We start from the raw sequence: 19,321 nt of genomic DNA, 5'->3' as shown, positions 1-19,321 counted from the left end.
TCTCTTGTGATTTTTATCACACCTATCATAACCCAAACATGGCGTAACAGATAATGATAAACATCACAGTTGCCGTGTACATCAGGCGGATTGCGCCCATAATATGCTTGATGCCCAAAGTTTCCAACGGCTCACCCATATACTCGCGGAAATGCTGCTGGCCAAAGTAAGAGTTATAGCCTCCCAAACGCACATGGAGGGCACCGGCCACCGTAGCTTCCGCATAGCCGCCATTCGGGCTGGGATGTTTTTTCGCATCGCGGAGCATCATGCGATAGGCAAATTTGTAATCGTAGCCCAGAATCCAGGCCGCAAAGACAAAGAGCACCGCCGTGATGCGGGCAGGGATATAATTCAGCACATCATCGAGCCGCGCCGCCGCCCGGCCAAAGTAAAGATACTTATCGTTCTTGTAGCCAATCATGGAATCCATGGTGTTAGCCGCCCGATAGACCATAGCCAGTGGCACGCCTCCCAGAACAAAGAAGAACAGGGGCGCGATAATGCCGTCCGTGGTGTTCTCCGCAATGGTTTCCACCGTTGCCCGCGCGATTTCCGGTTCGTCGAGCTTGTCCGTGTCGCGGCCTACAATCCAGCCCACCTTCCGCCGGGCTTCCGCCATATCCCCCGCCAGCAGCAAACCATAAAGTTCCTTACCCGCCTTGGCCAGACTCTTGGGCGAAATGGCAAAGGACAGCATGACTGCGCCCACCGCCGTACTGCCAAAGCTCCAAGGGATTTTGTATGACAAGAGCATAATGCCCTCTGCCACAGCATAGGTCAGCCAAAGAACCAGCAGCACCAGCACCGCGCCCCAGGCAAATTTACGGCTATCCTTATCCTCTGGGTGATAAAAGAGACGCTCCCAAAAGGAAATCATCTTCCCCATCAGCACCACAGGATGCCAGGAACTCTTGGGGTCACCGATAATGCAGTCCAGCAGAAAGGCCAAAATTCCCGTCATCATGGGCGCTCACCCATAATTTCAGCCAGTTTTTCCATATCGAGGCTGGCGCGTACCACACTGGCCAGACGGTTATAGGCCCGCTCCTTTTCCTGACGCACACTGCGCTGGATGGGCAGGTCGCCAAGCCCCTTGCGGGCACGCAGGGCGTTTAGAATCTGCCGCCGGAAATCGTCATGGTCAAAGATGCCATGAATGTAGGTGCCCGTCACCTGCCCCTGACCGTCAATTTGACATGTCAAACCTTCGGCAATATTAACGCTTTCATTTGACCGGTCAATTATTTGGAAGGGGTGAGCGGGCGCACCATCAAACTTCGTTTCCCCTGTATGAATCTCATAGCCATAAAGGCCTTTGCCTGTAATCTCTCGGCCCAAGAAGTTCAGCTGTACACAGTCAGCCTGCACCTGACTGGTGAGTTTTTCGGCCGCAAAGGTGGTTTCCATGGGCAGATACCCCAAGCCCGCCACTTCATCGTTAGCCGATTCCGTATGCAGCGGGTCCGCAATCTTTTGGCCCAGCATCTGATAGCCACCGCAAATGCCCCAGAGCGGTGTGCCGCCAGCAACTTTTTCGCGGATAGCATCTTCGAGGCCGCATTCCCGCAGATGCAGCAAATCCTCCGTGGTATTCTTGGAACCGGGCAAGAGAATCAAATCTGGCTCGCCCAAGTCTTCCACGCGCTTCACATAATAAAGGGAAACATCCGGCTCTGCCGCCAGACTGTCAAAGTCCGTAAAGTTGGAAATCTTCGGCGTCTGGATTACGGCGATATGCAAATCTGCCTGCGGCTGGTCCTGTTCCACCACTTTATCATCCAGCGAAACGGAATCCTCATCATCAATGCCCATATCCTCAATATGCGGCACAATGCCCAGCACTGGCTTGCCGGTCTTCTGCTCCAAAAAATCCACAGCAGGAGTCAGCAAGGTCACATCCCCGCGGAACTTGTTGATGATAAGTCCTTTGACCAAAGCCCGCTCGTCCTCGTCCAAGAGTTCCAGTGTACCTACGAGGGAAGCAAGGGCTCCGCCTCGGTCAATATCGGCAATCAAGAGCACCGGCGCATTTAAGTGCTTGGCTACCCGCATATTGACAATATCGTTGGCCTTGAGATTGACTTCTGCCGGGCTGCCGGCCCCCTCGATAACCAGCGTATCAAAATTTTTCTGCAGCCGCTCTAAAGCCTCGGTCACAGCGCCAAAGGCTTTCAACGAATAGCCCTTGTGGTATTCGCGGGCACTCATATTGCCAATGGCCTTGCCGTTCAGTACCACCTGCGAGCAGGAATTGCCCGTGGGTTTTAAGAGCACCGGATTCATATCGACCATGGGTTCGAGTCCTGCCGCTTCGGCCTGCGCCACCTGCGCCCGGCCCATTTCCTTACCGTCTTTGGTCACATAGGAATTGAGCGCCATATTCTGCGCCTTAAAGGGCACGACCTTGCGCCCTTCCTGATGAAAGATACGGCACAAGGCTGTGGTGATAATGCTTTTGCCCACATGAGAGCTTGTGCCCATCAGCATAATGGAGTTTGCCATTTGTTTATCCATCCTTTTCCTGCATAAGGCAGGCATTGAGTTTTTTGATATTAACGGGAATCCCCGCGATAACGGCGTATACATCATCCGCGGCGGCGGCAACCCGCTGATTGCTCAGCCCGCTGGCATCCCGATAAAGCCGGGACAGTTTGTTTTCTGGCACAATACCAGCGCCCACTTCATTGGTGACAAAAATCGTGGAAGTCCCCTGCTCAGCAGCTGCCTGCGCCGCCCGCACCAAGGCGCCCATCTGTTTCTCAACAATCTGATAAGCCACTTCATCGTTTAATTCATCATAGAGGATTCTGCACAGATGATTGCTGAGATACAGCGTAAGACAGTCAAAGAGCAACACTTTATACGACTTTGCCGCCTCGGCAATTGTTTTTTCCGCCTCAAACGGAGCTTCCCAGGTCTGCCAGGAGGATGGCCGCCGCTCACGGTGCAGCTTGACCCGATAGCGCATTTCCTCATCGTAAATCTGCGCCGTGGCAATATAGCCAATAGATGTGCCCATCTCCGCCGCCAGTTTTTCCGCAAAAGCAGATTTTCCCGAACGAGCGCCGCCGGTGACTAAGATAATTTTCCCTGCCATAATCAGCCTCTGTCGTTGTTGATGAGATACATCATGGCATTAACCGCCGCTGCCGCAATGGGGCTGCCGCCTTTCGTGCCTTCAACGGTAATGAAGGGCACCGTTTCCTGCTTCGCAAGTTCCGCCTTGGAATCAGCCGCACCCACAAAACCTACGGGAATGCCCACAATGCAGGCGGGACGCAGATTTTCTTCTTCCACCTGACGCAGAACTTCAAAGAGAGCCGTGGGTGCATTGCCGATGGCAATGATGGCACCATTCATCTCCTGACCAAACTTGCGCATGGCTGCCATCGAGCGGGTAATGCCCTGCTCTTTGGCTGTCTTTGCCACTTCCTCATCGGCAATCAGGCAATGCACCTGCCCGCCGAAGGACGAGAGCTTGCGCTTGTTGATGCCCGTGCGCACCATTTCCACATCGGTGTAAATATCACAGCCGCCCTTTAAGGCTGTCATCGCCTGCTCAATGGCATCTGCAGACATCTTAATGATGGGTGCATAATCCACATCACCTGCCGCATGAATGAGTCGGGAATAAACCTTCACCTGCTCCGGGCTGAGGTTCAGCCCCTCCAAATGCGGCGCAATAATTTCCATACTGCGATTTTCTATCTCCATAGGCTGCTTAATAAAATCCATAATCGTCACCTCATCTTCTCTATCATACATTGTATATATTATCACATTTATCCTGCTTACGCACCCTGCAGATACATTCAAGGCGCGTTCAAGTTACATGTATATACTGTTCACGATTCCGCTGCGCCGTGCGATGGTCGTCCATAGCGACCTGGCCTATCCCGAAGGCGTAGCTGCTGCTGAAATTCTGAAGGTCGGCAGCAATGAGACGGCGAATTCTAAACAGGGCAGCGGTCTCAAAGAAATCATGTCCGGCGGTATCGTGGCCGGTGTCGTCGCCCTGCTTTCCAACGGCTTTCAGGTTCTTTCCGGCGGTCTCTCACTTTGGTTTCATGTGGGTCGGGGCATGACGCAGTTCCCCATCGGTTACTCGACAGCTCTTGTCGGTGCCGGTTATCTTATCGGCATTGCTTCGGGACTGGCCATGCTCGTCGGCATTCTGATTGCCTGGGCGGGCTTTGTACCGTTCTATGCGATTACAAGTGCTCTGCCGGATGGCATGACCATGCAAAAATTTGCCGGTGCGGTCTATCAGGATCGCGTCCGTCTGATCGGCGCAGGCGCCATGGGTGTGGCTGCAGTCTGGACTCTTATCACCCTTGCCCGTCCGGTCATCGATGGCGTCAAGGAATCCATCGCGTCGGTACGCATGCCCAAGGAAGAGCAGGACAGACACCGCATGGATATTGACATGTCAATCAAAAGCATTGGCTGGGTATTTGCGCTGACAAAGCAAAGGTGAGGAAGGCGAGAAAAATGGCATACGCCGTGGCACACTGTTCGCTTCCGGGCTTATCGTCGGCGAATCGCTGATTGGTGTTGCCCTCGCCGGCATCATCGTTGTTTCGGTTACGAGCGGCGGCAGCGACAGCCCGCTGGCGCTCGTCGGCAAGGATTTTGCTGACACGGCTGAATTCTTAGGCCTTATCGTATTCCTCGTAACGCTGGCCATCTTCGGCAAGACGGTGCTCGGCAATAAAAACAACTAAAACCTGAATTTTTACGCTGCTGCGCAGACTCCCTGCGCAGCAGTTTTTTATTGCAAAAAAATAATCCCTGCCTGTGACAGGAATTATTTCTCTGTATCATTGCCTTACAAAGGCCAAAACCTCTGCATAGTCATGGGTTATACACGGATAGTTTAACTTGGGCCTATCAATAAGCACAATGGGCAGATTGAGTTCAGCCGCGGCGGCAAATTTTGTATCCGTACCGCCAATGGTGCCGCTGTTTTTGGTGATGATAACTTCCGCCCCATACTTGCGGAACAGCTCCCGATTGAGTTCCTGGGAAAACGGCCCCTGCAGCGCTACAATATGGCCGGCATCCAATCCCAGCGATTCGCATAAACCGATAACCTCAGCAGTGGGCAGGACCCTTGCCGTGAGCTCGCAGTCCTTTAAGTCCGGACTGTGCACGAATTTATCCAGATTGCGGCTGCCGGTGGTGAGGAATATCTTTTTCCCCAACGCTGCCGCCGCCTGCGCCGCTTCCTCATAGCTGTGCACCACGGTAATCCTGTCGTAGTCGAATTTTGACAAGTCACGCTCGTAGCGGATATAGGGGATGGACAGCGCCTGGCAGACCGCTATGGCATTGCGGCTTACATTGGCCGCATAGGGATGGCTGGCATCCACGAGCAGGCGGATGTCATGCTCCTGCAGATAATCCTTGAGCGCCGCTTCATCCAGCGGCTTATCGTTAATCAGGCATCTCTGACCGCAGGCATGGGCCAGCAGTTCTCCGCCGTAGCTGCTGACCACGGAGGCTGCCACATCATGGCCCTGTTCCAGCAGGAGCCTGACGATTTCCCGGCCATCCTGGGTGCCTGCCAGCACGAAAATCATAAGCCCGGCTCCTTATTGCCATAACCGCGGGGCGTAATCATATAGCCATCCTTCACATAGGTCATGGAGTTACCAATGATGACCAGCGAGAACATATTGATTTCCTGCTTGGTGAAGTCCTCCAGCGTGGAGATAATCTTGCCCTCACCCTCGCGGCTGGCAGCCGTCACGATGCCTACCGGCGTATCAGCCTTGCGGTGCTGCAGCATGATTTCACGCACCCGCTCGATATTTTCCACCCGCTTCTTGCTCTTGGGGTTGTAAAGTGCCGTAACGAAATCTCCCTGTGCGGCCATTTCAATGCGCTTTTCAATGGTCTCCCAAGGCGTCAGCAAGTCCGACAGGCTGATGACGGCAAAGTCGTGCATCAACGGCGCGCCCAATACAGAGGCTGCCGCATTGACGGCAGACACACCGGCAATCACGCCGCCAAATTCCGGGCGTTTATCCTCCGGCTGCTGCAATACCAATTCCAAGACCAAACCTGCCATGCCGTAGACGCCAGCATCACCGCTGGATACCACTACGGTATCACGGCCTTCTGCCGCTTCGGCCACAGCCATTTTGCAACGGTCGATTTCCTGCATCATGGCCGTACCAATAACCTTACGGTCATCTAAGAGTTCCTCAATCAGCTTGATATAGGTATTGTAACCGGCAATTACCTCTGCAGACTCAATGGCCTGCCGTGCCCGCGGGGTCATGTCCAAGAGGCTGCCCGGGCCAATGCCTACAACTGTTATTTTTCCCATAATAAAGCCACCGTCACCTTTTCAAAATTCGTTTTCCGCAAGGCCAGTCTGCCGCCCTTATCACCAACAGAGCAATAAGCAGCTGCTTCGCAGACATTGCCAATGCCGATATTTTCCTTGACGAAGTCCGACTCTTCGAGCTGATGGACTTCAATCATCTTTTCCATCTTATCGTTGTCGTAGAATTTTACGGGACGCACCAGACTGTCACCCGCATAGACGATACCTGCCTCGTGTTTCTTCACGATGGTGCTGGCCAGCTCGTCGATAAAGGAGCGGTCGCGGCCAATCATGCGGCAGGCCGTATCCAAAGCGGACATCACCAGTGCCGCAGGTGTTCCTCTGCGGCAGCCTACCCCGGCAATGAGCCTGCGCGGCGTAAGACAGAGAATGTTCTTCGGCAAATCTGCCAGTTCCGGCAACTGCCGTTCCCCAATAATCACCACTTCCAGCTGCTCCTTTTCCTCAGGGAGTACAGCCAGCAGCTGGCTGGGCACGCACAAATCCGCCCACTGCCCATACTGCTCCAGTTTCCGCTTGTAAAAGACACTATGGGGAAGCGTCCGGTCAATGCGCCAGTGGAGCTTCCGCCCCTCCAGCAGACCCGCATTCATGGTCTTAATGCGCACCTTCGGCCAGGGGCGCAGTCCCAGACGGGTAGCCAGCGCATCCGGAGCCAGCTTTTCATTGATGTCCGTAGCCGTGGTAATCACCGCACCGGCACCAATGGCCTGACAAATCTGACGGGTTAGTTCGTTGGCGCCGCCGACATGGCCGGACAACAGGCTGATGCCGTGCTTGCCCTGCTCGTCAAAGACAACCACTGCAGGGTCCGTAAGTTTGTCCTGCAGCAAGGGTGCAATGGTGCGCACCACAATGCCCGTAGCCATGACGAAAATCAGTCCTTCATAGGCCTGAAAATTCTTTGTCACAGCCTCACTGAGTTTGCCAAAGGTATGCACCTGCATTTTTTTCTTGGCTTCCTCATTCGGCACCAGCTTCTCGCTGACGTAAATGTCCACATATTCATCCAGGCAATGTCTTATGGTTTGAGCGAGCTGCAAGCCCTGCTCCGTAATCGCCATACAAGCTAATCTCATTCTTTCACAGCCTTTCGGAACATATGGGAGAACTCCGGCGCATAAAGACGGGACAAATCGTAATCAGCCCCGAGGCAGTGACTCACCACAATCATGGCCGTGCGGTCGATATCCTTGCCCTCAATGTCCTTGACAATTGTTTCAAGGGTACCCCGCACGATTTTCTGCTCAGGCCAGGAAGCCCGCTGCACGATAGCAATGGGGGTATCTGCCGGATAACCGCCCGCCATGAGTTCTTCCACCACCTTGTCGAGCATCGTGATGGACAGGTAAATGCACATGGTGGACTGATGCTGGGCCAGACTGCGGAGCTTTTCCTTGTCCGGCACCGGCGTACGGCCTTCGTTGCGCGTGATGATGACCGTCTGGCTGATGCCCGGCAGGGTGTATTCCTGCTGCAAGGCTGCTGCCGTGGCAAAGCAGGAGCTTACCCCCGGCACAATGTCAAACTCGATGTTCTTCTTGCGGAAGGCATCCATCTGTTCCTGAATGGCACCATAAACGGAGGGGTCGCCTGTGTGGAGGCGCACCGTCATCTTGCCCTCTTTTTCCGCCTGTTCAATGGTTGCCACCACTTCATCCAGCGTCATGGAAGCGGAGTTATGAATCTGCGCATCCTCGCGGCAGTATTCCAACAACTTCGGATTCACCAATGACCCGGCGTAAATAACCACATCTGCTTCTTTCAGGTAATTGGCCCCTTTGACCGTAATCAGTTCCGGGTCACCCGGGCCTGCTCCCACAATATGTACCATCCTTATTCCTTCTCTCACAAAAATTCAAGTTTCTTTATTTTTTCCAGCAGGTGACAATGTAAATCGGATTGTTGGCCTTGGCCATATCGTAAGTTCCCACCTGCTGCAAGCGCGTTACTTGCACCTGAATGGCCTCGTAAATATATGTATCCGAATGCTCCCGCATGAACTCAATGCACTGCATCAGCGTCTGCACCGTGATGCAGTTGAGCACCAGACGGCCGGATGCCTTGAGCTTTGGCGTTACTTCTGTCAAAATTTCCTGCAGATTGCCGCCGCTGCCGCCAATCAGAATCGCATCTGCCTCGGGCAGGTCAGCCAGTCCTTCGGGGGCTTCGGCCTGAATCACCTTCACATTTTTCACCGCAAAATTGGCTGCATTGGCGCGGATGAGGCCAATCCCCTCACTGCTGCGCTCAATGGCATAAACCTGCCCCTGCGGTGCCAGCCTTGCCGCTTCAATGGAAATGGAGCCGGTACCCGCACCGATATCATAAACCACCGCATCCGGAGCAATCTGTGCCTTCACCAGGCTCAAAATCCGGATTTCCTGTTTCGTCATGGGCACATCCTGACGAATGAATTCCTCATCTGCAATGCCGAGAAAATCCATGCCAACCCCTCCTTATCTGCCTAAAAAGAGACGCAGTACCAGCCATATCGCCACGCCCACGCCCAACAATACCACGATTACTGGCAGAGCCACGAAGAGCAGGAAGCCCAGCACGGCCACCGCGCCCACCAGCATCAAAATCCGCTGCCAGCCTCCGGGGCCGAGCAGAAGTTCCCGCCAGCTAAGAGTGCGCACCGTAAAGACCTGACCAAAATTTCCCGCACGGTGATGAAAACCGCCGGCAGACTGACGGGACTGGCGCTCGCCGCCCTCTTCAATCGTTACACCGTCATAATTATCGCTTTCATTTGGGGACATCACCCGAACTTTGCTTTCATCCTGTTCCATGACTCTCACCTCGTTTTATCCATAATAAAGACTCTTGATAAAGGCCTCTTCCGTCAAATAGCGGGGGTCAAACATCCCACAATCCAGCGTCTCAAAAATCCGCTTCATCGCAGCCCAGACCGATTCGCTGTCGATGCCCAAGAGCTCGTAAATCTCCGACTGGCCGGACAAGTCCACGCCATTTATCTGCGCAAACTTCAACAGCAGCGCCGTAATCAGAATATCGTCGGTCTTATCCAAAGCCGCCACCGTCATATAATCCGTAAAGAATTTGACCAGCAGATTAATCTCAAACTTGCTGAAGCCCACATGCTTGGCCACTCGCCGCAGTAAATCAATGTCCGCCTTGAAATTATCTGCCACCTCGGGATTATCCGGCAGGGGCTGCATCACATGACGGCTCTTGAGCACGTTGAGCTGGGCATAGCTGGCTAAAATCTGCAGGGTATGACGTACCACACCTGCATGACGGGCAAAGAAATCCTTCAGCTCCGCCTGCGGGCTCTGAAACTTGAACAGCTCATACTGCCGTAAAATCACATCCCGCATCCGCTGCTGCAGCTTACGGCTGGCCGTCAAGGTCGTGATGTAATTGAGCAGCATCACCCCATGGGAATGAATATGTCCATAGAGAATACAGTTGTTATAATTGCCCAGCGCCAATTCCGGCACCGGCAGTTCAAAATTCTCGCCCGTGAAGAAGTTACGGCAGCTGACAAAGTCCTCAGCCACCGCTTCAATGCGAAACACGGTGAACCTTGAGCGCAGCAAATCCCGCAAGATATCCTGCTCAGAGGTCGAGAGCTTATCCCGCTCGTGCTCATAATAATGGCGCAGGGGAATAGCATCCGAGCCAATGAGATGATAATCGAACAGAAAAAAATCCCAGAAGCCGAACCAAAAATTACGCCGTTCCTCTTCCGGCAAGGACTCCTGTCCATCATACTCCGGCCCGGCGTACATCACGACCGCCCGGTCCATATCACGGCGGAAAGAAGGCTGTTTATAATAATCGTCAATCCGGTGCAGAAGTTCATCGAGCATCTTGTTGAGGCGCTGCATGGTTTCCGCAGGCACTTCCTCCATATGCTCCAGAGAACTGTAGAACTCGTCACCATCCCGCCTATCCGGCAGGAAGAAATAGCCGCCCTCATAAAGGGAATCCTTGGCCGCCTGCAAGCCCTGCCGGTAATCGTCAGTCTTACAGGTACGCTGAAGATATTCATAGAATTTATCCGCTGCCGCGAAGAACTTAATGATATCCGCCTCCGCCAGCATAAAATCCGCCCGGTCGTTGGCGTAACGATAAATGAGTTCCTGATAATCGTACACCGTCAGCGAGACAAACGAATAGAGATTCAGCTGGTCAACATAGTTGATGAGCAGGGAAATAATGCTCCAAATGCGCTTGAGCTCATCATCATCAGCTCCATGCCAGGCATTGCGGCGCAAATATGCCTCCACAGTCTCCTGTGGCACAATCTGCCCGGCAGCATTATTTTCTTCATAAAAATGTTCGACCAGCGAATATACATTATCCATACAACCGGAACCTCTACAATTCATAAATTAACAAAGTACATTATAACATAACATAAGCTATTGTTCAAAATGAAATGGGCCGCCAAACGTAACCTTGTAAAATCAAAAATTGCTTGTCACGATAAAACTTGTTACAATATAAATTATCGATTCCAAAGGAGCATTCCCACCATGAATAAAAAATATCTCTATATGCTGTCAGCCGGACACCTCAGTGTTGATATCAACTCCGGTTCCCTGCCGGCACTACTGCCCTTCTTCGTCAGCGAATACGGCATGGACTACACCTCCATTGCCGGGCTGATGTTCGCCTCCTCCTTCCTTTCCTCCATCATCCAGCCCCTGTTCGGCTGGCTGGCGGACAAGGGTTCCCGCCAGTGGTTTATGGTCTTAGGCGTGCTGATGGCAGGCCTTTCCCTAGGCGTTACAGGTTTTGTCACCAACTATTGGAGCATCTTTGCCGCCGTCACCCTCATGGGTATCGGCAGTTCCATCTTCCACCCGGAAGCCGCCCGCAACGTCAACGCCATTGCCGGAAAGAAAAAGGGACAGGGCATGAGCATCTTCAGCGTTGGCGGCAACGGCGGCTTCGGCCTCGGCCCGCTTCTGGCTGTCTTTCTCGTCACCACCTTCGGCATGAAAGGCACAGCCTTTTACGCCATTGCCTCCCTGTTCACCGCCGCCATGATTGCTCTGGCTGCACCGGCCATCCGTCGGGAATCCGCCCGGCAGTTAGCTGCCGTGACCAAAAAAGCGGCAGACAATCCCATTCCACGCGAAAACGATTGGCGGGCCTTCTCCCGTCTTTTCCTCGTCATCGTCTTCCGCTCCACCCTCTTTACGGCCATCAGCAGTTTCCTGCCCCTGTTCTGCATTCAGGTGCTCGGCGCCAGCCATGCCGTGGGCAGTGCAACGCTTTCCATCATCTCCATTGCCGGTGTACTGGCTACCTTGGTCGGCGGCTTGCTCGCTGACCGCAAGGGCTATGTCCGCACCATGCGCTATGGTGCCTGCCTGCTGGTGCCCTGTCTTGCTGTCATCGTCTTCACCCAGAACATTTGGGCCGTCTATGCCATGCTGATTCCCATGAGCTTTGCCATGCAGGGCCCCTACGCCGCCTTTGTGGTGCTTGGTCAAAGCTATCTTGCTAAGAGCCTCGGCTTTGCTTCCGGCGTAACTCTGGGCCTCTCCTTCAGCCTTGGCGGCATCATCGTGCCCTCCCTCGGCTGGTACGCTGACAGCTACGGCATTGCCGCAGTGATGCTGGTCATCCTCGCCATCTCCATCTGCTGTGCCGCCGCCACCTTCCTGCTGCCAGAGCCGAAAAAAGCATAAGAAAAATCCCTGACCCGTCAATTGACATGTCAGGGATTTTTCTTATTCCTTGATTTCTCTTAGCATGACCTGCTCGGCTTCATCCGTAGACTGCAGCTGCACGCTGATGGCTTCTTTGGAAGATGTGGGTACGTTCTTGCCCACAAAATCGGCGCGGATGGGCAGTTCCCGATGACCGCGGTCAATGAGCACCGCAAGCTGAATGGTCTTGGGACGACCGTTGTCGATAATCGCATCCAGAGCGGCACGGATGGTACGCCCCGTGTAGAGCACATCATCCACGAGCACTACAGTCTTGCCTGTGATGTCCACCGGCAGTTCCGTAGGCCGTACAATGGGCTGATAGGCCAGCGTTGACAAGTCATCCCGATAAAGGGTGATGTCCAGCACGCCCACCGGCGGCTTTTGGCCTTCGATTTTCTCGATATTAGCCGCCAGACGCTCCGCAATGGGAACGCCCCGGGTACGAATGCCCACCAGAACGATATTTTCCACGCCCTTGTTCTTCTCCACAATCTCATGGGAGATACGGGTCAGCGCCCGGCGGATGCCTTCGCTGTCCATCAGGACGGTCTTATCGGTAAATTCCATCTTCCTCGCCTCCTGTTATTGCTGCGCCTTCATGCGCTTGTTGCGCAGGCCGGTCAAAATCTTTTCCATATCACTGGGCACAGGTGCCGTAAAAGTCATTTCCTCTTTGGTCACGGGATGAGTCAGCGTCAGCTGCAGAGAATGAAGGGCCTGTCCCTGAATGGCAAAGGGCGAAGACTTCTTCGGCCCATACTTGGGGTCATTGACCAAAGGATGACCAATACTGGTCATATGAACACGAATCTGATGGGTACGGCCTGTTTCCAGCTTGCACTCCACCAAAGTATATTCGCCGAACCGCTCCAGCACCTTGAAATGCGTTACCGCAGGCTTGCCATTTTCCCGCACAATAGCCATCTTCTTGCGGTCGGTGGGATGACGGCCAATATCGCCCTTGATAATGCCCACTTCTTCCTTGATGTTGCCATGAACAATGGCCCAATATGTGCGGTGCGCCGTCTTGGTACGAATCTGCTCGGCCAAGTCCAAATGGGCCGTGTCATTTTTCGCACAGACCATGACACCGGAAGTGTCCTTATCCAGACGATGGACAATGCCGGGACGGATTTCCCCATTGATGCCGGATAAATCCTGGCAATGATGAAGCAGCGCATTGACTAAAGTGCCGCTGTATACACCCGAAGCCGGATGCACGACCATGCCCCGTGCCTTGTTCACCACAATGATGTCCTTGTCCTCATAGAGGATATCCAGTGGAATATCCTCGGGCGCAGCGGTGATGGGCTCCGCCTCGGGAACCGACACCTGCACTTCCTCCGTGCCCCGCAATTTATAATTGGCCTTGCGCTGAGCACCATCCACCAGCACCATTCCCTGTTCAATGAGTTTTTGCACATGGGAACGGGAGAGCTCCGGACAGTGTTCCACCACGAACACATCCAGACGCTGTCCCTTTACCTCTGCCTTAAATACCATAGGTTCCATATTATTCATCCGTTTCCTTTTCCTTGTAGAGAATGGCATAAATCATGCTGATGACTCCCAGCACAATGGCAATATCTGCAATGTTGAACACCGGCCATACCCGGAAGTCAAAAAAGTCAATGACCAGCCCGCTGCGCACCCGGTCAATCAGATTGCTGACCGCCCCGGACAGCAATGCCACGCAGCCATAATGAAAGTAAGCGCAATGCTGTTTCAGCTTAGGGTAATAAAAACAAAACACCGCAATCATTGCTGCGCCGGCCAGAATAAAGAACCAGCTTTGATGGGGCAGTATGCCGAAAGCCGCCCCGGGATTCAGGACATAGGTGATATGAAAGAAATTTTTGATGACGGGAACACTCTCTCCCGGCGTCATCGTTAGCGTGACTAAGCCTTTTACCAACTGGTCTAACACCAGCAGTACAAAAAACAATCCCCCTGCCAATGTACCTTAGTCCTCCTGCTTCTCCTCATCAGACTCTTCCTCACCAAGTTCCTTGGCCTCATAGGGAACAGCCTGATGCTCGGACAATGCCTTCTGCAGAGCCTCTGCCTGCGTGCCCATAGCCTTCTTTTCCCGTTCTTCCTTCTCCGGGTCCGGCAGCTCGGAAAGGGTTTCGTTGATGATGGCCAGTTCCGATTCCATGGTAATCTTCACCTTGCGCAGGAAATTATTCTTTTCGCGTACCAGACGATCGTACTCCGCTACAATCACCTGTGCTTTGGCCTTGGCATCTTCGATGATTTTGGCCGCGTTCATCTCCGCTTCCTGAATCTTGTTCTGACATTCCTTAGCGGTGTTTTCCCGGGTTTCCTCGGCATTCTTGCGAGCATTGCTGGTTACTTCCTCGGCAGTCTTCTGCGCCACCAGCAGCGTGTCCTTCAGATTCTGCTCCAACTGATGATACTGCTCATTATCCTTCTGCGCCCGGGCCAAATCTTCCTTCAGACGGTCATTTTCCCGGAAGAGCTTTTCATAATCGTTTACTACTTTATCAAGGAAATCGTCAATCTCATCCTCGTTATAACCGCGGAAGCTGCGCTTGAAATCCTTGTTGTGTATGTCCATTGGTGTAAGCAAAATGATTATCCCCTATCTGTATATATATCTATTATAAATATCGTTTCAAAACTACAACGGTACGCCCTTTTTTCGTCGTACCTCTGACCTCGGCCACTTCCAGCCGGCCTCTGCCACGCATGGAAAGGATGTCACCTTCTTTGACATTCTGGGAGGCGCTTTTGGCGGGCTGCCAGTTGATTTTGAGTTTATCGGCGGCAATATCAGCAGCCGCTTTGCTGCGGGAGGAGCCGAAACCGGCAGCAGCGATGGAATCCACGCGCAGGGATGCCACAGTCGCACGGATTTCCTTGCAGCGTTCTTCCTTGGGCGCGATGGTACTGAGGTCTGAGCGTTCACATTCCACGCCGACCGCGCCGATTTTATCGAGGTTCGAGAGCAGGAAGTCTGCCATTTTTTCCTCGCAGATAATCTTGACGGAATCATTGGTTACGAGCAAATCGCCAATGGTATCGCGCTCGATGCCTTGCCCCATCAGGGCGCCCAAAACATCCCGGTGACTGAGGCGGGCAAACTGGCCGTTCCATTTGGCTTCAATGCAGTCAATGCCAAAGCTCGTCGGCGTACCGGCAAAATCCTCATGGATGAAGATGGCTCTTGCCCGTTCTGCCCCCTGATAGCCGCCCGCAAAATCCACGCGGATATTGCCGTAGTTAGCGGCCACGGTTTCGGCAATTTCCTGCCCAAAGGGGTCAAGGAAGCCGGAGATGCGGAACTTCTGGGTGCGCAGAACATTTTCTGCTAAATCCACCAATTTGATGACAGTTTCTTCGCCCTCAGTTCCTTTATAAAATCGAATGAGTTTTTCTTTTTGTTCACTTGCCATATGATGTGTCCCTTATTTTTTCAGCCAGGGCATTTCTGCCGAAACTTTCTTCTCCTCTTCCGTATAGCTCACGTTGACATTGCTCGGAGCGCAGAGGAATACATTATGGCCGACCTTCTTGATTTCGCCGTTGAGCGCATAGGTCGTGCCGCTGATGAAGTCGATAATGCGCTTGGCATCGTCAGCCTCGGTCTTTTCAAAGTTAATCACCACGGGTTTTTTCTCCCGCAGATTGTTCGCCACCTGCTGGGCATCGTCAAAGGTCTTAGGCTCGATGACGATAACCTTCATCTTCATATTGGTAACGGTACTGGTTTCCCGGGCAGAAGCTGCCGACTGAAAATCCACTACATTCCGGGAACTGTCGCTGCGATCATGATTCATAGCAAAACTCTCTTCCTCTTCTTCCGGTTCAAAATTCCGTTCTTCCTTAATTCTCTCTTCCTCGTAATCCAGCTTTTCATCCGCCGGATCCATCAGGCCCATTTTTCCACAAACTTTATCTATAATACTCATGATTAGTCCCCTTCATTACTCGTTAATACTGACGCGGCCCAAATATCGCCGTACCGACACGCACCACATTGGCGCCTTCTTCCACAGCGATTTCATAATCATGGGTCATTCCCATCGATAACATATCAATATTCGACGCAGGCAGCCCCATTTCCTTTATCTGCTGATAAATTTTATACATTTCCCGAAAGAGGGGGCGGCATTTTTCTACGTCATCATAGTTGGGAGCCATGCACATGAGGCCCCGCAAACGCAGATTAGGCAGTTTCGTCACCGCCTGCAGCACTTCCTGCAAATCCTCCCGGTAGACGCCAGACTTACTGTCCTCCTTGGCCAGATTGACCTGCACGAGGATGTCCTGCACCTTGTCGATGCGAGCCGCCTCGCTGCTGATGGCCTCCGCCAAATGGAGACTGTCTACGGAGTGAATCAGGTCTGAAAATTTCACCGCCTGGCGCACCTTGTTGGTCTGCAAGTGACCGATAAGATGCCAGGTGACGCTATTGCCGATTTCGTCAAACTTGCCCTTGGCCTCCTGCACACGGTTTTCACCCACATTTGTGGCACCTGCAGCAATGGCTTCCCGCATAGCTGCCACATCGTGATTTTTGGTGACGGCCACCAATGTGACGGCCGCATCTTTCGGCACAGTGGTACGCCGCTGCTTGGCTGCTTCAATCTTTGCTGCAACATTCTGGTAACGCTCTGCTATTTCCTGCCCCAAAACACTCACCCCTGATTTCGTCGAATTATTAGTACTGATTCAGTGCAATGATGGCGGCCATGCGCCCGGTCTGCCCGCCATCCGCCCGATAGGAATAGAACCACTGGTGCTGGCAGTCCGTACAGGTATCAGCCATTTCAATATGATTCTTACAGATGCCTGCTTCGAGCAGCTGCAGACGGTTGGCCTCCCAGAGGTTCACATAGAGCTGGCCATCTTTTTCGGGAATTATGTATTCAACATCCTTTGCGAAGGCTTCGCGGAATTTTTCTGCGACCTCCTCACCTACAGCAAAGCAGCAAGGGCCAATGGATGGGCCAATGCCCACCAGAATATCTGCCGGATTGGAGCCAAACTCCTCCTGCATGCGATAGACGGTTTCCCGGGCGATTTTGGTCACGGTTCCTTTCCAGCCTGCATGGGCAATTCCCACGGCCTGCTTCTCCGGGTCCAAGAAGATAACCGGAACGCAGTCAGCAAAGCAGAGCATCAAGGGCAGCCCCGGTTCATTGGTAATCAGGGCATCGGTACCTGCGATGGCATCCGCATAATCCTTGGCGCCTCTGCCGGCATCCGCCATGCTCACCCGCTGAATGTTCGCTCCATGAATCTGCTGCGGCGTCACCAATTTTTCCGCTTTCAGCTCCAGCGCTTGAAAGAAACGCTGACGGTTTTTCCAGACAATATCTGCTTCATCGCCCACATGCAGTGCCATATTCAGCCCCTTGTACGGCTTGACGCTTTCGCCCCCCAGACGGGCGCTAAAGGCATGCTGGCAGATTTTCTCATCGAAGGAAGTAAACTTCCCCCGCCACAGATTATTACCCATATGTTCGATTGCAAAACTCATTTGCTCACCCCGTTTGCCACTAATCTATATTACCCACATACACCACAGCGATGACAACCGTCAAAGCACTGTATGGTAGGTTTTAATTCTGCTGCTTTTTTCATTTCCTGATAGATGTATTCCCGTGTAAAGCCCATGTCGAGACTCTCCCAGGGGAAAAGCTCGTCTGCTTCCCGCTCACGGTAAAGGTAATCGTCCATAGCGAGTCCGCATTCCTTCATGGCCCGCTTAAATGCCTTGCTGCCGCCATTTTCACAGGCCAGCAGTAAGGCTTCGCCCACCTGTCTATCACCGCGGGCGAGCACTCCCTGTATATAGGCTTCCTTGGGAGATTCCACACCCACAATAATATTTTTGCGCTTACGCAGGCCCTGTGTCAAGGTCTTGGCCGCTTTTTCCACATATTTCTTGTCGGCCATGGGCAGCCACTGGAAGGGGGTAAAGGGTTTGGGAATAAAGGGATTGACACTAAGGGTCAGGGTTCCCTTGCTGCCATGTTCCTCCATATAATCCTTGAGGCGTCCGGCCAAATCCACGATAGCCTCCACGTCCTCGTCCTGCTCAAAAGGCAGACCAATCATAATGTAGAGACGGAAGTGACGGATGCCCGCCGCCAGTCCCATATCCATGGCGTTAAAGAGATGTTCCTCCTCAATCCCCTTGTTGATGATGGCCCGCATGCGGCTGCTGCCCGCCTCCGGCGCCATGGTCAGCGTCTTGAGTCCGCTTTCGGCCAGCGAATCCACCAACTCCTGAGTTACGGAATCCGCGCGGAAGGAAGCCACGGACATCGAAAGCCCTTCCCCCAGGATATCCTTGCAAAGTTCGTTTATCTCCGGATAGTCCGAGATAGCCGCGCCCATCAAGCCAATGCGCTTTTTATACTGCAGGGCGTCTTTGACCTCCCGCGTCACCACGGAAAGCGAGCGATTGCGGGGACGGCGAAAGCAGTAGCCCGCCATGCAGAAACGGCAATGGCGACCGCAGCCCCGAGCTGTTTCAATGAGGTAGAAGTTGAACTCCGTGTTCTCCGTACGCACCACGGTATGGGCAGGGTACGCATCCAAATCCTGCAGCCACTGACGGCTGACTTTGGCAGGAACATCTTGCCCCGGAGCAATGGCCAGCAGGCGGCCGTCCTCCCCGTAGCGATGTTCATAAAGAGACGGCACATAGACGCCCGGCACCTGGGCCAGACGCTGCAGCATTTCTGCGCGGGAAAGCCCCTCGCCGCGCGCCTGATAAAAGACATCCATCAGGGCAGGCATAATGACTTCGCCCTCGCCGATGACGAAAGCATCTATCACCGCCGACAACGGCTCGGGGTTAAAGGTGGCACAGGGGCCGCCGGCAATAACCAGCGGGTCCATATCGCCGCGCTCTGCCGCCCGCACGCGGACCTTGCCCAGCTCTAACATCTTCACCACATTGAAATAGTCCATCTCAAAGGACAGGACAAAGGCAATCATGGCAAACTGCTGCAGTGGCAACTGATTTTCCACACTCATGAGCGGTGTGCGGGTATTTTCATAACGCTCCAGACTCTTGCGCTCGGGCAGGAACACACGCTCGCAAGCGGTATCGCTACGTTTGTTTAAGAGCTCATAGATGATATGGAGCCCTAGATTGGACATGCCTACAAAATAGGAATTAGGATACGCCAGAGCCACAGGCAGACGAGTGCCCAAAGGATAGCGGTAATAACCTTCCTCTGCTGCCAGTTGTTCCTTTAACTCCTGTTTTAACGCCCAAGCCAAA

The 19,321-nt window shown here is 53.3% G+C and carries 21 protein-coding genes and 1 pseudogene; 2 read left to right on the top strand and 20 right to left on the bottom strand.

The genetic code is table 11. From position 1 onward, the window contains the following. Positions 1-25: 25 nt before the first annotated feature. From cbiB to T320_RS07370, 4 genes are read right to left on the bottom strand one after another with little or no spacing between them, the layout of a single operon-like run. Complete coding sequence (gene cbiB / locus T320_RS07385; protein WP_026760337.1) at positions 26-967, bottom strand: adenosylcobinamide-phosphate synthase CbiB; 942 nt, start codon at positions 965-967, stop codon at positions 26-28. Further along, a complete protein-coding gene (locus T320_RS07380) occupies positions 964-2,505 on the bottom strand; it encodes a cobyric acid synthase (RefSeq protein ID WP_037354507.1) in 1,542 nt (513 codons plus the stop codon). Before T320_RS07380 ends, cbiB begins: the two co-directional genes overlap by 4 nt. Positions 2,506-2,509: 4 nt before the next feature. Then, on the bottom strand, positions 2,510-3,100 hold the full coding sequence (cobU, locus tag T320_RS07375) for a bifunctional adenosylcobinamide kinase/adenosylcobinamide-phosphate guanylyltransferase (RefSeq protein ID WP_037354458.1): 591 nt from the start codon (positions 3,098-3,100) through the stop codon (positions 2,510-2,512). 2 nt (positions 3,101-3,102) lie between these two features. Next, positions 3,103-3,738, bottom strand: coding sequence for a precorrin-8X methylmutase (locus T320_RS07370; protein WP_037354456.1), 636 nt, complete (start codon positions 3,736-3,738; stop codon positions 3,103-3,105). Between T320_RS07370 and T320_RS14370 the strand changes: the two are divergent. After that, positions 3,653-4,468 (top strand): annotated as a pseudogene (locus tag T320_RS14370) (OPT family oligopeptide transporter); the annotation flags it as partial. The gene T320_RS07370 and the pseudogene T320_RS14370 sit on opposite strands and share 86 nt — an antisense overlap. A 355-nt stretch (positions 4,469-4,823) precedes the next feature. On the opposite strand, the gene T320_RS07360 reads toward T320_RS14370, so the two are convergent. From T320_RS07360 to T320_RS07330, 7 genes are read right to left on the bottom strand one after another with little or no spacing between them, the layout of a single operon-like run. Continuing rightward, the gene (locus tag T320_RS07360) at positions 4,824-5,585 is read right to left on the bottom strand and encodes a cobalt-precorrin-6A reductase (protein ID WP_037354454.1); all 762 of its coding nucleotides are present in this window, start codon (positions 5,583-5,585) and stop codon (positions 4,824-4,826) included. Continuing rightward, positions 5,582-6,337 carry a precorrin-3B C(17)-methyltransferase gene (cobJ, locus tag T320_RS07355; protein WP_037354452.1) on the bottom strand — a complete coding sequence of 252 codons (756 nt, stop codon included), beginning with the start codon at positions 6,335-6,337 and terminating at the stop codon, positions 5,582-5,584. Before cobJ ends, T320_RS07360 begins: the two co-directional genes overlap by 4 nt. Next, positions 6,325-7,437, bottom strand: coding sequence for a cobalt-precorrin 5A hydrolase (locus T320_RS07350; protein WP_037354451.1), 1,113 nt, complete (start codon positions 7,435-7,437; stop codon positions 6,325-6,327). The genes cobJ and T320_RS07350 overlap by 13 nt, the downstream gene beginning before the upstream one ends. Beyond that, positions 7,434-8,192 carry a precorrin-4 C(11)-methyltransferase gene (gene cobM / locus T320_RS07345; RefSeq protein ID WP_026760329.1) on the bottom strand — a complete coding sequence of 253 codons (759 nt, stop codon included), beginning with the start codon at positions 8,190-8,192 and terminating at the stop codon, positions 7,434-7,436. The genes T320_RS07350 and cobM overlap by 4 nt, the downstream gene beginning before the upstream one ends. Before the next feature lie 34 nt (positions 8,193-8,226). Further along, positions 8,227-8,805, bottom strand: a complete 579-nt coding sequence (cbiT, locus tag T320_RS07340; RefSeq protein ID WP_037354450.1) for a precorrin-6Y C5,15-methyltransferase (decarboxylating) subunit CbiT — start codon at positions 8,803-8,805, stop codon at positions 8,227-8,229. A 12-nt stretch (positions 8,806-8,817) separates the two neighbouring features. After that, positions 8,818-9,153, bottom strand: coding sequence for a hypothetical protein (locus T320_RS07335; RefSeq protein WP_037354449.1), 336 nt, complete (start codon positions 9,151-9,153; stop codon positions 8,818-8,820). Positions 9,154-9,168: 15 nt separating this feature from the next. Continuing rightward, complete coding sequence (locus T320_RS07330) at positions 9,169-10,695, bottom strand: hypothetical protein (RefSeq protein WP_037354448.1); 1,527 nt, start codon at positions 10,693-10,695, stop codon at positions 9,169-9,171. 171 nt (positions 10,696-10,866) lie between these two features. Here T320_RS07330 and T320_RS07325 point away from each other — a divergent pair, with 171 nt between their 5' ends. After that, entirely contained in the window at positions 10,867-12,030 is a 1,164-nt protein-coding gene (locus T320_RS07325) for an MFS transporter (RefSeq protein WP_037354447.1), read from the top strand. Positions 12,031-12,072: 42 nt separating this feature from the next. Here the strand turns inward: T320_RS07325 and pyrR are convergent, their stop codons facing one another. From pyrR to T320_RS07280, 9 genes are read right to left on the bottom strand one after another with little or no spacing between them, the layout of a single operon-like run. Next, on the bottom strand, positions 12,073-12,621 hold the full coding sequence (gene pyrR, locus T320_RS07320) for a bifunctional pyr operon transcriptional regulator/uracil phosphoribosyltransferase PyrR (RefSeq protein ID WP_037354445.1): 549 nt from the start codon (positions 12,619-12,621) through the stop codon (positions 12,073-12,075). Positions 12,622-12,636: 15 nt separating this feature from the next. Beyond that, on the bottom strand, positions 12,637-13,575 hold the full coding sequence (locus T320_RS07315) for an RluA family pseudouridine synthase (protein ID WP_081824790.1): 939 nt from the start codon (positions 13,573-13,575) through the stop codon (positions 12,637-12,639). Then, complete coding sequence (gene lspA / locus T320_RS07310) at positions 13,568-14,011, bottom strand: signal peptidase II (protein WP_026760322.1); 444 nt, start codon at positions 14,009-14,011, stop codon at positions 13,568-13,570. Before lspA ends, T320_RS07315 begins: the two co-directional genes overlap by 8 nt. 6 nt (positions 14,012-14,017) lie before the next feature. Beyond that, complete coding sequence (locus T320_RS07305; protein WP_231465863.1) at positions 14,018-14,635, bottom strand: DivIVA domain-containing protein; 618 nt, start codon at positions 14,633-14,635, stop codon at positions 14,018-14,020. 43 nt (positions 14,636-14,678) lie between these two features. Beyond that, positions 14,679-15,473 (bottom strand): YlmH family RNA-binding protein, encoded by a 795-nt coding sequence (locus T320_RS07300; protein ID WP_037354440.1) that lies wholly within the window; start codon positions 15,471-15,473, stop codon positions 14,679-14,681. Between the two features lie 12 nt (positions 15,474-15,485). After that, the gene (locus tag T320_RS07295) at positions 15,486-15,989 is read right to left on the bottom strand and encodes a cell division protein SepF (RefSeq protein ID WP_037354438.1); all 504 of its coding nucleotides are present in this window, start codon (positions 15,987-15,989) and stop codon (positions 15,486-15,488) included. A gap of 22 nt (positions 15,990-16,011) precedes the next feature. Then, the gene (locus T320_RS07290; RefSeq protein ID WP_081824789.1) at positions 16,012-16,713 is read right to left on the bottom strand and encodes a YggS family pyridoxal phosphate-dependent enzyme; all 702 of its coding nucleotides are present in this window, start codon (positions 16,711-16,713) and stop codon (positions 16,012-16,014) included. A 28-nt stretch (positions 16,714-16,741) separates the two neighbouring features. Beyond that, entirely contained in the window at positions 16,742-17,563 is an 822-nt protein-coding gene (pgeF, locus tag T320_RS07285) for a peptidoglycan editing factor PgeF (RefSeq protein WP_037354437.1), read from the bottom strand. A 29-nt stretch (positions 17,564-17,592) separates the two neighbouring features. Next, complete coding sequence (locus T320_RS07280; RefSeq protein WP_037354436.1) at positions 17,593-19,320, bottom strand: TIGR03960 family B12-binding radical SAM protein; 1,728 nt, start codon at positions 19,318-19,320, stop codon at positions 17,593-17,595. Position 19,321 lies beyond the last annotated feature (1 nt).

This window comes from Selenomonas sp. FC4001, assembly GCF_000701565.1.
Classification (GTDB): Bacteria; Bacillota; Negativicutes; order Selenomonadales; family Selenomonadaceae; genus Selenomonas_A; species Selenomonas_A ruminantium_B.
Note: the sequence above shows the minus strand (reverse complement) of the source record. Positions and strands in the feature narration are given on the sequence as shown.